2 protein-coding genes are annotated in these 15,861 nt (G+C 73.6%); both read left to right on the forward strand.

Going from position 1 to position 15,861, the window contains the following annotated elements; translation table 11 throughout:
- Window positions 1-6,196 (forward strand): type I polyketide synthase (locus ACIRL2_RS35285; RefSeq protein ID WP_402237717.1); only part of this gene is annotated, 6,196 nt, incomplete at its 5' end.
- Between the two features lie 70 nt (window positions 6,197-6,266).
- Entirely contained in the window at window positions 6,267-15,809 is a 9,543-nt protein-coding gene (locus tag ACIRL2_RS35290; RefSeq protein WP_402237720.1) for a type I polyketide synthase, read from the forward strand.
- Window positions 15,810-15,861: the final 52 nt, after the last annotated feature.

The following is a 15,861-nucleotide window of genomic DNA, read 5'->3' on the forward strand; positions in this document are numbered from 1 at the left end:
GTCGTGGGAGGCGTTCGAGCGGGCCGGGATCGACCCGGCCGGGTTGAGGGGCAGCCAGACCGGCGTCTTCGCCGGCGTCATGTACCACGACTACGCGGCCCGTCTCGCCGACGTTCCCGAGGAAGTGGAGGGCTACCTCGGCACCGGCTCGTCGGCGAGCGTGGTGTCGGGCCGGGTCGCGTACACCTTCGGGTTCGAGGGCCCGGCGGTGACCGTCGACACGGCGTGCTCGTCGTCGTTGGTGGCGCTGCACCTGGCCGGTCAGGCGCTGCGCAGCGGCGAGTGCTCGATGGCCCTCGTCGGCGGGGTCACCGTGATGACCAACCCGGGCCTGTTCGTCGAGTTCAGCCGTCAGCGCGGAATGTCGCCGGACGGGCGGTGCAAGGCGTTCTCGGCCGCCGCGGACGGCACGGGCTGGTCCGAGGGTGTCGGGGTACTGCTGGTGGAGCGGCAGTCGGACGCCGTACGCAACGGCCATCGCGTCCTTGCCGTCGTGCGCGGAACCGCGGTCAACCAGGACGGCGCCAGCAACGGTCTCACCGCGCCCAACGGCCCGTCCCAACAACGCGTCATCCAGCAGGCCCTGGCCAATGCGGGTCTCGGTCGGCAGGACGTGGACTCGGTGGAAGGCCACGGCACCGGTACGACACTGGGTGACCCGATCGAGGCGCAGGCGATCATCGCCACGTATGGCCAGGACCGTACCGACGAACGTCCGCTCTACCTCGGGTCGTTGAAGTCGAACATCGGTCACGCGCAAGCCGCCGCCGGCGTGGCGGGCGTGATCAAGATGGTGATGGCGATGCGTGCGGGCGTGTTGCCGCAGACGCTGCACGTCGATGAGCCTTCCCCGCACGTGGACTGGTCGGCGGGTGCGGTCGAGCTGCTCACCGAAGCCCGCGCGTGGCCCGATACGGGCCGTCCCCGCCGGGCCGGTGTGTCGTCCTTCGGCGCCAGTGGGACCAACGCGCACGTCGTTTTGGAGCAGGGACCCGAACCGGTGCCCGCTGCCGGGCGCGGAGGACCCACGGCCCCGGAGCGCGTCCTGCCCTGGCTGTTGTCCGCCCGGACGAAGGAGGCCCTCGCCGGTCAGGCGCTGCGCCTCGCCGCTCTGGTGCGTGGTGACGACGCGCTCGGAACGGCTGACATCGGGCACGCCCTGGCGACATCCCGCGCGGTGTTCGAGGAGCGTGCCGTCGTCGTCGGGCGCGGCCGTGACGAGCTGCTGGCCGGGCTCGACGCGCTCGCCGAGGACTGGCCCGCGTCCGGCCTGGTGGTGGGTTCGGCCCGCCCCGATTCCCGGGTGGCGTTCTTGTTCACCGGCCAGGGCAGCCAGCGGATGGGAATGGGCCGCGAGCTGTACGAGGCGTTCCCGGTCTTCGCCGAGGCGTTCGACACCGTGGTGTTCGAACTCGACCGGCAGCTGTCCGGGCATGCGGCCTACTCGGTGCGCGATGTCGTGTTCGGAGCCGACGGCACGGAGGGCTTGCTGAACGAGACGGTCTTCACCCAGGCGGGTCTGTTCGCCCTCGAAGTCGCCGTCTACCGGCTCGCCGAGTCGTTCGGGGTGCGACCCGACTACCTGCTGGGCCACTCGATCGGCGAACTCGCCGCCGCCCACGTCGCGGGCCTCTGGTCGCTGCCGGACGCGGCGGTCGTGGTGGCCGCCCGCGGCCGGCTGATGCACGCGCTGCCCGCCGGCGGCGCGATGGTCGCCGTCTCGGTCTCCGAACAGGAGGCGCTGGACGGCCTGGCCGCCGCGGAACGGGACGACGAGCGCGGGAGCGTGACCGTGGCTGCGGTCAACGGCCCGACCTCGGTAGTCCTGTCCGGCGACGAGGAGCCGGTGTCGCGGGCCGCCGCCCGATTCGCGTTGGCGGGGCACAAGACGCGGCGGCTCCAGGTCAGCCACGCGTTCCACTCGGCGCGGATGGAACCGATGCTGGCGGAGTTCCGGCAGGTCTTGGCCACCGTCACCTTCGGTGCGACCACCGTGCCGCTGGTCTCCAACCTGTCCGGCGCGATCGCCGAGCCCGACGAACTGCGCACCCCCGAGTATTGGGTGCGGCAGGTGCGCGAGGCGGTGCGATTCGCCGATGGCGTGGCGGCACTCGACGCCGAGGGCGTCACGGCCTTTCTCGAACTGGGCCCGGAAGGCGTGCTGACCGCGATGGTGCGCGACTGCCTGGACGCGGGCACCGACGTCACCGCCGTACCGGTACTGCGCCGCGAACGCCCCGAGGTGGAGACGACCGTCGGCGCGCTGGGCGTTGTGCACGTGGCGGGCGTGCCCGTGCGGTGGTCGGCTCTCTTCACGGCGACGGGAGCCGGCGTGGGAACCGGAACGGAAGCCGGAGCCGGAACCGGAGGGCAAACGGGAGTGCGAACGGCGACCGCGAGCGTGGAACTGCCAACGTACGCCTTCCAGCGCCGGCGCTACTGGCTCGACAGCGCCTCTGCCCCGCACACGGACGCCACCGACCTCGGACTCGCCTCCGGCCGGCACCCGCTGGTCGGCGCGGCGGTTCGGCTCGCCGGCACCGACCAGGTCGTGCTCACCGGGCGGCTCTCGCTGTGTACCCACCCCTGGCTCGCGGATCACGCGGTCGCCGGCACCGTCCTGCTGCCCGGCTCGGCACTCGCCGAACTGGCCGTGCACGCCGCCGACACCGTCGGCTGCGCCCGGGTCGCCGAACTGACCCTGGAGGCACCGCTCGTGCTGCCCGAACGGGCAGGCGTACAGGTGCAGGTCGCGATCGGCGGCGTGCAGGGCGACGGTAGCCGCAGTGTCGAGCTGTACTCCCGGCCGGAGGACGACGCCAACGCCGATCCCGGCGACGGGGCGGTCTGGACCCGGCACGCGACCGGCACGCTGGCCGCAGCGGCCGATCCGGGCGCCGACGCCCCGGACCTCGACTTCGACCTCGCCACGTGGCCACCGGCCGGGGCCCGGCCCGTGGAACTGGACGGCTTCTACCCGCACCTGGCCGAGAGCGGATATGGCTACGGCCCGGCGTTTCGGGGCCTGCGCGCCGCGTGGCGCCTCGGCGACGAGGTGTACGCCGAAGTCGCGCTCCCCGACGAACTCACCAATTCCGCAGACCGATTCGGCCTGCACCCGGCGCTGCTCGACGCGGCCCTGCACGCCGCGAAACTCACCGGCGCGGGCGTCGAGGACGGTCTCGTCCGGTTGCCGTTCGCCTGGACCGACGTGGTCCTATTGGCCACCGGCGCCTCGGCGCTACGACTGCGGCTGTCCGTCGCCGGCCCCGAGCGGCTCGCCATCCAGGCCGCCGACGGAGCCGGCCGTCCGGTGCTCGCCGTCGGGCAGTTGGCGCTGCGTACCGTCTCTCCCGAGCAACTCGGCGCCGTGCGCGAGGACACGGGCGGGGCCCTCTACCGGATGAGCTGGGTGCCGGTCGACGTGACCGCAGTGCCCGCGGGTTCCATCGACCCCGGCGAGCCGACCATTCTCGACTGCGTGCCCTCCGCGGCCACGGACCGCGACGGGCTCGCGGACTCGGTGTCGGCGACAACCGCCGCTGTACTGGCGGGGGTTCAGCAGTTGCTCGCGGGTGAGGGCGGTCCGGAACCGCTGGTCGTGGTGACGCATGGCGCGGTGGCTGCGGCGGCCGGCGACACGGTGCCGGATCTCGCGCATGCCTCCGTGTGGGGGTTGGTGCGTTCGGCCCAGAGCGAGCACCCCGGCAGGTTGATGCTGGTGGACACGGACGACAGTCCCGAGTCCGCGATGCTGCTCCGAGCCGCCGTGCGCAGCGGCGAACCGCAGTCGGCGCTCCGCGACGGACAGGCGCTGGTACCCCGACTGGTCCGCTCCGGCCCGACCGGCCGCGATGGCGGCGCCCTGGTCCCGCCGCGCGGCGACTGGGCCTTGCGCACCAGGGGCACCGGCACCCTGGAGGGCCTGGCCCTTCTTCCCCCCGACGACACCGCACAACGGCCGCTCGGCGAGCACGAGATCCGGATCGCCATCCGGGCGGCCGGTCTCAACTTCCGGGACGTGTTGATCGCGTTGGGTGTGTATCCGGGTGCCGCGTCGATGGGCGGCGAAGGTGCCGGTGTGGTCACCGAGGTGGGCGCTGCGGTCGCCGAACTCGCAGTCGGTGACTCGGTGTTCGGGCTCTTCCCGGACGCGTTCGGGCCGCACGCCGTCGCCGACCACCGGATGGTGACGAAGCTGCCGGACGAGTGGTCGTTCGAGCGGGCGGCGTCGGTGCCGGTGGTGTTTCTGACGGCGTATTACGGCTTGGTGGAGTTGGGTGGTTTGCGGGCCGGTGAGTCGGTGTTGGTTCATGCCGGTGCGGGTGGGGTGGGGATGGCGGCGGTGCAGATCGCGCGTCATCTGGGTGCCGAGGTGTTCGCGACGGCGAGTGAGGGCAAGTGGGAGACGTTGCGGTCGCTCGGTGTGGACGACGCGCACATCGCCGATTCCCGCACGCTCGACTTCGAGGAGCACATCCGTACGGCCACCGGTGGGCGTGGTGTGGATGTGGTGTTGAACTCTCTCGCGGGTGAGTTCGTGGACGCCTCGCTGCGGCTCCTGGCCGATGGTGGCCGGTTGTTGGAGATGGGCAAGACCGACATCCGTGACCCGGACGCGGTGCACACCGCCCACCCGGGCACCACGTACCGCCCGTACGACCTGATGACGGTCGCCCCGGAGCACATCCGGGCGCTCTTCGCCCAGTTGATGCCGCTGTTCGGATCAGGCGTGCTGGCGCCGATCACGGTGCGGTCGTGGGATGTGCGGCGGGCGCCGGAGGCGTTCCGGTTCATGTCGCAGGCCCGGCACACCGGGAAGCTCGTGCTGCGGATGCCGGTGCCGCTCGATCCGGGTGGGACCGTCCTGATCACCGGCGGCACGGGCACCCTGGGGGGCCTGGTGGCCCGCCATCTGGTCACCCGACACGGCGTGCGCAACCTCGTACTGGCGAGCCGGCGCGGCCCCGACGCCCCCGAGGCGGACGCGCTGGTGGCGGAGTTGATCGACCTCGGCGCCGAAGTCGCGGTCGAGGCGTGCGACGCGGCCGATCGGGAAGCCCTCGCCGCGGTCCTGGCGCGGATCCCCGCAGGCGCGCCGCTCACGGCGGTTGTCCATGCCACCGGTGTCCTGGACGACGGCCTGATCGAGTCGATGACCCCGGAGCGTCTGGAGCGGGTCCTGCGATCCAAGGTCGACGGCGCGGTCAACCTGCACGAACTCACCGCCGAGCACGACCTCTCCGCCTTCGTTCTCTTCTCCTCGATCGCCGGCATGCTGGGTGGCCCCGGGCAGGCCAACTACGCGGCGGCGAACGCCTTCCTGGACGCGCTGGCCGTCCGCAGGCAGGCCGCCGACCTCCCCGGCACCTCCGTGGCGTGGGGGCTGTGGGCGGCCACGAGTGGCATGACCGGGCAACTCGGCCGGCAGGACCTCGCCAGGATGCACCGCTCCGGCATCGCCGCGATGACGGCCGAACAGGGCCTCGGGCTGCTCGACGCGGCCCTGAACGTCGCCGAGGCGAATCCGGCCGCGGTTCGATTCGACCTCGGTGCGCTGCGGAAGGCGGCCGAGTCCGGTGACCTGCCCGCGCCTCTGCACGGCCTGGTGCGCGCGCCGCTGCGTCGGGCCGCCGCGTCCGCCGAACCCGCGGAGTCGTCGACGCTCGCCCGGCAGTTGGGGGGCCGGTCCGAGGCGGAGCAGGAGCGCATCCTGGTCGACCTCGTCCGCGGCCACTGCGCCGCGGTGCTCGGGCACGCCTCGATGGAGGCGATCTCGTCCGACCGCGGCTTCCTGGAGTCCGGCTTCGACTCGCTCACCGCAGTCGAACTGCGCAACCGGCTCGGCACCGCCACCGGGCTGGGACTGCCCGCCACGGTGATCTTCGACTGCCCGACCCCACAGGCACTGGCCCGGCACCTCAAGGACGGGCTGGGCCTGGTGCGGGAAGTGGACCCGGTGGCACCGCTGGTCGGCGAGATCGACCGGCTCGAAGCGGCGCTCGCCGCCTCGCTCCCGGGCCCGGGCGAGGACCGGGCCGCGGTGCTGCGCCGGCTCCAGACGCTGCTGTGGCGGTTCGAGGAAGTACCGGACGAGGCGGCACCCGCCGCCGGCGACGACCGGCCGGGCGGCTTGAACGCCGCGACCGACGACGAGATGTTCACCCTGCTCGACAAGGAGTTGGGGCTCGACTGACCCTGCGGCCGGCCGCACCCGTCGGCCGCCGACCGATCCGGACCCCTCCGCCCTCTGGAAAGCGTGGACGATGAACGACACCGACACGGAGCAGAAACTCCGCGACTACCTCAAGCGCGCGGCCGAGGAGCTCCAGCAGACCAGGCGGCGGCTGGCCGCCGTCGAGGCGCGCGGCCGGCAACCGATCGCCATCGTGGCCATGTCCTGCCGTTTTCCCGGAGGAGTTCGCTCGCCCGAGGATCTGTGGCGGCTGGTGGCGGCCGAGGCCGACGTGATCTCCGACTTCCCGACCGACCGGGGGTGGGATGTCGAGGGGCTCTACGACCCGGACCCGAACGCGACCGGCAAGAGCTATGTGCGCCAGGCCGGTTTCGTCCACGACGCGGCCGACTTCGACGCGGAGTTTTTCGGTATCTCGCCGCGCGAGGCGCTCGCGATGGACCCGCAGCAGCGCCTGCTCCTGGAGACGTCGTGGGAGGCGTTCGAGCGGGCGGGGATCGATCCGGCCACGCTCAGGGGCAGCCGTACCGGTGTCTTCGTCGGGGCCGGCGCGACCCGCTACATCGAGAACCTGAGCGACCTGCCACCGGCCGTCGAAGGCTACTCGATGACCGGGAACGTCGCCGGCGTGCTGTCCGGCCGGCTCTCCTACACCTATGGGTTCGAGGGCCCGGCGATAACCGTGGACACGGCGTGCTCGTCCTCGCTGGTCGCGCTGCACCTGGCCGCGCAGGCCCTGCGACAGGACGAGTGCTCCTTCGCGCTGGTCGGCGGGGTGACGGTGATGTCGGACCCGGCCCTGTTCGTCGAGTTCAGCCGGCAGCGCGGCCTCGCGGTCGACGGGCGCTGCAAGGCGTTCGCCGCCGCGGCCGACGGCACCGGCTGGTCCGAGGGCGTGGGCGTGGTGCTGGTCGAGCGGCTGGCCGACGCGCGGCGCAACGGCCACCAGGTGCTCGCCGTGCTGCGTGGCAGCGCGGTCAACCAGGACGGGACCAGCAGTGGGCTGACCGCCCCCAGTGGCCCTTCGCAGCAGCGGGTGATCCGTCAGGCGCTGGAGAACGCCCGGCTGACGGCGGATCAGGTGGACGCGGTGGAGGCGCACGGCACCGGCACCGCGCTCGGCGACCCGATCGAGGCGCAGGCGCTGTTGGCCACGTACGGCCGGGACCGCGACCCGGCGCTGCCGCTGTGGCTCGGTGCGCTCAAGTCCAACCTGGGCCATTCGGCCGCCGCTTCGGGTGTGGCGGGGCTGATCAAGATGGTGATGGCGATGCGGCACGGCATCCTGCCCAGGACGTTGCACGTCGATGCGCCGACGCCGCACGTGGACTGGACGGCGGGCGCGGTCGAGTTGCTGACCGAGGCCCGTTTGTGGCCGGAGACCGGCCGGCCGCGCCGTGCGGCCGTCTCCTCCTTCGGGATCAGCGGTACGAACGCGCATGTCGTGATCGAGCAGGCCGCGCCCGCCGAGGAGGCGCCCCGAGCCGAAGGCGACGGCGGGTCCGCGGGTGGGGTCGAAGCGGCGGTGTCCGAAGCGGCGCCCGGCCTCCTACCCTGGCTCGTCTCCGCCCGCTCCGAACCCGGACTGCGCGCGCAGGCCCGCCGTCTGCTGGACCACATCCGGGCGCACCCCGACCTCACCCCGCTCGACCTCGCCTACTCGCTCGCCGCGACCCGCTCGGCGCTGGACGTCCGCGGCGCCGTCCTCGGCGCGGACCGCGCGGAACTCCTCGCCGGACTCGCCTCTTTGGCCGAGGGCGCTCCCGGTCCGGGAGTTCGGCAGGGCAGCGTGCGCGCCGACGGTCGGCTGGCGTTGTTGTTCAGTGGGCAGGGGAGTCAGCGGGTCGGGATGGGGCGTGAGCTGCACGACTGTTTCCCGGTGTTCGCGGAGGCGTTCGATGCTGCTGTTGTCGAGTTGGATCGTCGGTTGGTGGGGCATGTCGCGTATTCGGTGCGGGATGTGGTGTTCGGTGCGGAGGGTGCCGAGGGTTTGTTGGACGAGACGGTGTTCACGCAGGCGGCGTTGTTCGCCGTCGAGGTGGCGCTGTTCCGGTTGGTGGAATCGTTCGGTGTGCGGCCGGACTTCCTGTTGGGGCATTCGATCGGTGAGTTGGCCGCCGCGCATGTGGCGGGGGTGTGGTCGTTGGAGGACGCGGCCGTGGTGGTGGCCGCGCGGGGCCGGTTGATGCAGGCGCTCCCGGCGGGTGGTGCGATGGTCGCGGTGCAGGCCGCCGAGGCCGAGGTTCGTACCGCCCTGGAAGGCTCCGACACGGTCGGTGTGGCCGCGATCAACGGACCGACGTCCGTGGTGATTTCGGGCGACGAGGAAGCCGTTCTGGCGGTCGCCGCGCAGTTCGCGGAGCAGGGCCGCAGGACCAGGCGGCTGCGGGTGGGGCACGCCTTCCACTCGGCGCGCATGGAGCCGATGCTCGCGGAGTTCCGCAGGGTTCTCGAAGGCGTTTCGTACGCGGCCCCGCGGATCCCGGTGGTCGCCAACCTCACCGGCCGAATCGCCGAGGCCGAGGAACTGACCGACCCCGGCTACTGGGTGCGCCAGGTTCGCGAACCGGTCCGCTTCGCCGACGGGATCGGCTCGCTCTCCGCCCAAGGCACCACCGCCTTCGCGGAGATCGGCCCCGACGCTGTGGCCGGCGCGATGGCACGGGAGAACACCGATCCGCAGGCGGGCCCGACCGTCGTGACGTTCCTGCGCCGGGACCACGCGGACACGGCGACATCGATCACCGCGCTGGCCACCCTCCACACGGCGGGAATCCGGGTCGACTGGTCCGGCATTCTGGCCGGGCGCGGCGGCCGCCGCGTGGAGTTGCCGACCTTTGCCTTCCAGCGGCGGCACTACTGGCTCGCGACCGAGCACCCCGCCGTCCGCACCGCTGCCGCCCGAGAGACCGCCGGGATCGACCCCGAGGCCGGCCGGCGGTACACGGTGCGGTGGCGGCCGGTCGCCGAACCGCCGACTGCCAGGCTGTCCGGCGCCTGGATGCTGATCTCGTCGCGCGCGGGCGACACCACGTTCACCACGGCGTGTGGGCGCGCGCTCGAAGAGCGCGGCGCGCACGTCGAGCACGTCACCGTCGAGCCCGGCGCGCTGAACCGCGAGGCGCTGGCCGTACTGCTCCGGAATCACGCCGACGTTACCGGTGTCGTCTCGCTCCTCGGCCGCGAAACGGCCCCCGACCCCGACACCCCCGGGCTGAGCACCGGCCTGGCCGGCACCCTCGCCCTCGTCCAGGCGCTGTGCGACCTGGGTTCGGCGGCCAGGGTGTGGAGCCTGACCCAGGGTGCGGTGACCACCGGCCCCTCGGATCCGCTGCGGTATGTCGAACAGGCCCAGATCTGGGGCCTGGGCCGTACCGTCGCGCTGGAGCACCCCGCCCTGTGGGGCGGTCTGATCGACCTGCCCGACGCGCCCGACGCGCCGGCCTGGTCCCGGACGGCGGCGATGATCGCCGACGGCGCCGAGGACCAGGTCGCCGTACGCGCCGCCGGGGTGCGGGTACGGCGGCTGTCCGCCGCGCGGCCGGCGGGCCGTTGCGCCGACTGGCAGCCCGCCGGTCGGATCCTGATCACCGGAGGGACCACCGGCCTCGGCGCCCGGGTGGCCCGGTGGGCCGCGGAACGTGGCGCGGACGAACTGGTGTTGGTCGGCAGGCGGGGCGCGGACACCCCCGGCGTGGACCGGCTGACGGCCGACCTCGCCGATCTCGGCGCGCGGGCCATCGTGGTGTCCTGCGACCTCGCCGACCGGGCCGCACTGGCCCGGCTCGTCGCCGAGGCGGAAGCCGACGGCGATCCGATCCGGGCCGTCGTGCACACCGCGGGGCTCGCTCAGGACTGCGCCGTCCTCGACACCGACCCGCAGAGCTGCGCGGACATCCTCGCGGGCAAGGCGGTAGGTGCCGCGAATCTCGACGCGGTGCTGGGCGAACGGCCGTTGGACGCCTTCGTGCTGTTCTCCTCGGTCGCCGGCGTCTGGGGCGGCGGCGTCCAGGGCGCCTACGCCGCGGCGAACGCCGCCCTGGACGCGCTGGCCGAGCAGCGCCGCGGCCGCGGCCTGGCCGCGACCTCGATCGCGTGGGGTCCCTGGGCCGACGACGGCATGGTCGGCGCGGAGCGCGACGTGCAACGGCTGGCTCGGCGCGGCCTGCGCCCGCTCGACCCGGCCGACGGCCTGGCCGCGCTCGCCCGCGCGGCCGGCGGCCCGGAGGCGACGGTGGCCGTCGTGGACATGGACTGGCAACGGTTCGCCGCCGCCTTCACCGCGCTGCGACCCAGCCCGCTGCTGAGTGACCTCGCCCCGGCCACCGAAATTCCGGAGGGCGGCAGGCACGAGACCTCGACGGACTCCGAACTCGGACGCCGTCTCGCCGCGGCCCCGCCCGCCGACCGGCCCGCTCTCGCGCTCGACGCGGTACGCGCCCAGGTCGCGCAGGTACTCGGGCACGCCTCGGCGCGGACGGTCGACGCCGACCGCGCGTTCCGCGACCTCGGCTTCGACTCGCTCACCGCGGTCGAACTGCGCGACCGGCTCAGCGTCCTGATCGGCTTCCCGCTGGCCGTCACCACCGTCTTCGACCACCCGACATCGGCCGCGCTGGCCGCGCACCTGTGCGACGAACTGGCCGGTGAACAACGGTTCATCGGCTCGCCGGTCCCGGCCGCCGCCCGGGCCGCGCCGCACGAGCCGATCGCGATCGTCGGAATGGCCTGCCGGTTTCCCGGCGGTGTCGCCTCCCCCGAGGACCTGTGGCGGCTGGTCGCCGACGGCGCCGACGCGATCGGCCCCTTCCCGGCCGACCGGGGCTGGGACCTCGACGGCCTCTACCACCCGGACCCGGACCGTCCCGGCACCTCGTACACCCGACACGGCGGATTCCTACCCGGTGCCGCCGAGTTCGACCCCGGCTTCTTCGGGATCTCGCCGCGCGAGGCGCTGGCGATGGACCCGCAACAGCGGCTGCTCCTGGAGACCTCCTGGGAGGCGTTCGAACGCGCCGGGCTCGACCCGACAGCGCTCAGGGGCACCTCCACCGGCGTCTTCGTCGGCGGCTCACCCTCCGGCTACGGGATGGGCGCGCGCGGAACGGACGGCGCGGAGGGCTACGCGCTCACCGGCAGCGCGGGCAGCGTGCTGTCCGGTCGACTAGCCTACACCTACGGCCTCGAGGGCCCGGCGGTGACCGTGGACACCGCGTGTTCGTCCTCGCTGGTGGCGCTGCATCTGGCCGTCCAGGCGCTGCGGCGCGGCGAATGCGAGGCGGCCCTCGCCGGGGGCGTCGCCGTGATGGCGGTCCCGACGGGCTTCGTCGAGTTCAGCCGCCAGCGTGGGCTGGCCGGGGACGGCCGTTGCAAGTCGTTCGCGGCGGCGGCCGACGGCACCGGCTGGTCCGAAGGCACCGGCGTACTGTTGCTCGAACGGCTCTCGGACGCCCGCCGGAACGGGCACCGGGTGTGGGCGCTGGTCCGCGGCAGCGCCGTCAACCAGGACGGCGCCAGCAACGGTCTGAGCGCGCCGAACGGACCGTCGCAGCAGCGGGTGATCCGACTCGCTTTGGCCGACTCCGAGCTGACACCCGATCAGGTGGACGCGGTGGAGGCGCACGGCACCGGCACCACATTGGGCGACCCCATCGAGGCGCACGCACTGATCGCCACCTACGGGCGGGACCGGCCCGCCGACCGGCCGTTGCGGCTCGGCTCGGTGAAGTCCAACCTCGGGCACGCGGCGGCCGCGGCCGGCATGGCGGGACTGATGAAGACGGTCATGGCGCTGCGGCACGGCGTGCTCCCCAAGACGCTGCACGTGGACGCGCCGTCACCGCACATCGACTGGTCGGCCGGTGGGGTCGAGCTGCTGACGGAGCAGACGCCCTGGCCGGACACCGACCGGCCGCGCCGGGCCGGCGTCTCCTCGTTCGGAATAAGCGGCACCAACGCGCACGTGATCGTGGAACAGGCGCCCCCCGAACCGACGTTCCCGGACGCCCCCGAGCCCACGTACCCGGACGCCACCGCCCCGACGGACCCGGACACCCCCGGGGACGAGCCCCCGGCCACCGCCCCGCTGCCGTACCCGCTGTCCGCCCGCACCGCAAGCGACCTGCGCACCGTCGCCGACCGGCTCCGCAACCACCTCGGGCAGCACCCCGAACTCGACTTGGCCGACGTCTCCTTCTCGCTGGCCACCACCCGAACCCGGCTCGCCCACCGCGCGGTCGCCGTGGCCCGGGATCGGGACGGCCTGTTGCGCGCACTGGACGGCCTGGCCGCAGGCGAGGCACGCACGGGCGTCGCCGAAGGAACCGGCCCCGCCCGCGAACGCGCCGTATTCGTCTTCCCCGGCCAGGGCTCGCAGTGGGCCGGCATGGCCGCCGAACTCCTGGACGAGGAACGGCTGTTCGCCGAGCACATCGAGCGTTGCGCGGCGGCCCTGGCCCCATACGTCGACTGGTCGCTGACCGACGTGCTGCGCGACCCCGAGGGCGCCGGCCTGGCCCGGGTGGACGTGGTGCAGCCCGCCCTGTGGGCCGTGATGGTCTCCCTCGCCGAACTCTGGCGCGCGTACGGCGTCCGACCCGCCGCCGTCGTCGGCCACTCGCAGGGCGAGATCGCGGCGGCCTGCGTCGCCGGCGCGTTGACCCTCCAGGACGGCGCGAAGATTGTCGCGCTGCGCAGCCGGGCACTGCTCGACCTGTCCGACCGCGGCCTGATGGCGTCCGTCACCATGTCGGAAGCCGAGGCGACCGAGCGGATCGCGGCGCTCGGCGGCGGACTGTCCCTCGCCGCGGTCAACAGCCCCGGCCAGGTCGTTGTTTCCGGAGAGCCCGCGGCGGTACGGGCCATGGCCGCCGAGGCTGGACGCGCGCGGATCCTCCCGGTGAGCTATGCCTCGCACTCCGCGCACGTCGACGAGATCCGCGACCGACTGCGCACCGACCTCGCGGAGATCACCCCCGTGACCGGCCGGGTGCCTTTCCACTCGACGGTGACCGGCGGCCCGCTGGACCCGGCGGAACTGGACGCCGAGTACTGGTACACCAACCTGCGCCGCACCGTCCGGTTCGAGCAGACTGTCCGCGGCCTGCTGGAGCAGGGCTACGACACGTTCATCGAAGTGGGCCCGCATCCCACCCTGGTCAACCCGATCGAGGAGATCGCGGCAGCCCTCGGCGCCGAGCACGCGGTGATCGGCAGTCTGCGCCGCCACAACGGCGGCCTCGAACGCTTCCTGCTCTCGGTGGGCGAGGTGGCCGTGCGGGGCGTTGCGCCGCGGTGGAGCACCGTTTTCGCCGGCCGGCGCCCCGGCGTCGTCGACCTGCCGACCTATCCCTTCCACCGGCGGCGCTACTGGCTCGACGCGGCCGACGACACGGCCGCCGCGTACGGCGCCGCGACCGGCGACCCGACCGAGACCCGGTTCTGGGAACTGGTCGAAACCCAGGACCCGCAGGCCCTCGCCGACCTGCTCGACGCCCCCGACCGGCAGCCCTGGCAGGCGGTACTGCCCGCCCTGCACTCCTGGCGGCGCCGGGCCCGCGAGCAGCGGACGGCGGACGGTTGGCGCTACCGCGCCGGCTGGCAGCCCGCCCTCGACCTGCCCGGCGACCCCGCCGCCCCCACCGCCTGGCTGGCAGTCGTACCGGCGGTCCTGGCGGCGGACGAGGAAACCACGGCCCTGATCGCGGCTCTGGCCGACCGCAGCCCGACCGTCACTACCCTCATCGTCGACCCGGCCCGCGGCACCCGGGCCGAACTGGTCCGCAGCCTGGAGGAGGCCCGACCCCAGGGCCCCGGACCGATCGGGATCCTGTCCTTCCTCGGCCTCGACGGCACCGCGCACCCGCATACCGGGGCGGCCCCGGCCGGCCTCGTCGGCACCCTGCTCCTGGCCCAGGCCGCCGCGGACCTCACCGCCGACACCCGGCTGTGGTGCCTCACGCGCGGTGCCGTCGCCGTCGACGGCGAACCGGCGCCCCGGGACCCGCAACAGGCCCGGATCTGGGGCCTGGGGCGGGTGGCCGCACTCGAACTGCCGGACCGCTGGGGCGGCCTGATCGACCTACCGGAACACCTCGACGCGGCCGGCGCCGACCGGCTGCGCCAAGCACTGGTCAACGCCGCGCACGAGGACCAGCTCGCCCTCCGCGCGGCCGGGACCTCCGTCCGCCGGCTGGTCCGGGCTCCACTGCCCGCCGGCGACGCCGTCCGGGACTGGCGGCCGTCCGGCACCGTCCTGATCACCGGCGGCACCGGGCCGTTGGAGATCCGGCTCGCCCACCGGCTGGCCGAGCGCGGCGCCGAACACCTCGTCCTGGCCGGTCGGATCGATCCCGAAGCCGCCGCCCGCCTCGACGCGGAGGCGGGCAGCGCGAGCCCCCGATTCACCACCGCCGAATGCGACATGTCCGACCGCCAGGAGGTGACCGCCCTCCTGGCGCGGCTCACCGCGGCGGGCCACCGGATCACCGACCTGATGCACACCGCAGGAGACCCGGGCCTGGCCCCGCTGCTCGACACCGACCCGGCCGCGCTCGCCGACGTGCTGGCCGACAAGGCGTACAGCGCCCAACTCCTGGACGAGCTGCTCGACCCGGACGAACTGCGCACCGTCGTCTACTTCTCCTCGGTCGCCGCCTCCTGGGGCAGCGGCGAACACGGTGCCTACGCGGCCGCCAACGCGCACCTGGACGCCCTGGCCCAGCGGCACCGCGCACAGGGCCGACACGCCCTGTCCGTGGCCTGGCCGGTCTGGGACCTGTCGGCCGACGCGTACCCGGCCGGCGACCCCGAAGCGACCCGCGCCATCCGCCGGATCGACCTCGGCGGCCTGCGCCTGCTCGACCCCGAACTCGCCCTGACCGCACTCCAGCAGGCCCTCGACCACGACGATACCTGCGTGACCGTCGCCGACGTCGACTGGCCGGTCTTCACCGGCGCCTTCACCGGCCTGCGTCCCAGCCGACTGATCGACACCGTCCCCGAGGCCCGCACCGCCCTCGCCGCACTCGACGAGGAGACCCGCGCCGCCGCCGACCAGGCCGACGAACTCCGGCGCCAACTCCTCGAGTTGTCTCCGGCGGACCGCGCGCACCGCCTGCTGGAGCTGGTCAGCGCGCACACGGCCGCCGCGCTGGGGCACGACTGCGTCGAGGAGATCCGGGCCGAACGCGCCTTCAGCGAACTCGGCTTCGAATCCATCACCGCCGTCGACCTGCGCAACCGGCTGAACCGGCTCACCGGCCTGAACCTGCCGGCCACGCTCGTGTTCGACTACCCGACCCCGCTCGCCCTCGTCGACCTGCTGCTCGCCGAACTCCTGGAGGACGGCATGGCGGGCGCCGATTTCGTCCACGCCGAACTCGACCGCCTGGCCACCGGCCTGGCGTCGGCCACCGTCGGTGAGACGGATCGAGCCGGCATCACCAAGCGGCTCCAAACCCTGCTCGCCACCTGGAACGGCGGCACCGGCACGAACACCGGCGGCGCGACACCCGCCGGGCACAGCGTCGCAGAGGAACTCGAAGCGGCCTCGGACGACGAGATGTTGGCGTTCATCAACACCCGGCTGCGCCGCAGCACCTCGGCGGGATGAACGCCGTGAACCGTCCCGGCTCGCCGAACACCGTGACCCCAGTACCGGAGGA

The sequence above is a fragment of the Embleya sp. NPDC127516 genome (assembly GCF_044765325.1).
Classification (GTDB): Bacteria; Actinomycetota; Actinomycetes; order Streptomycetales; family Streptomycetaceae; genus Embleya.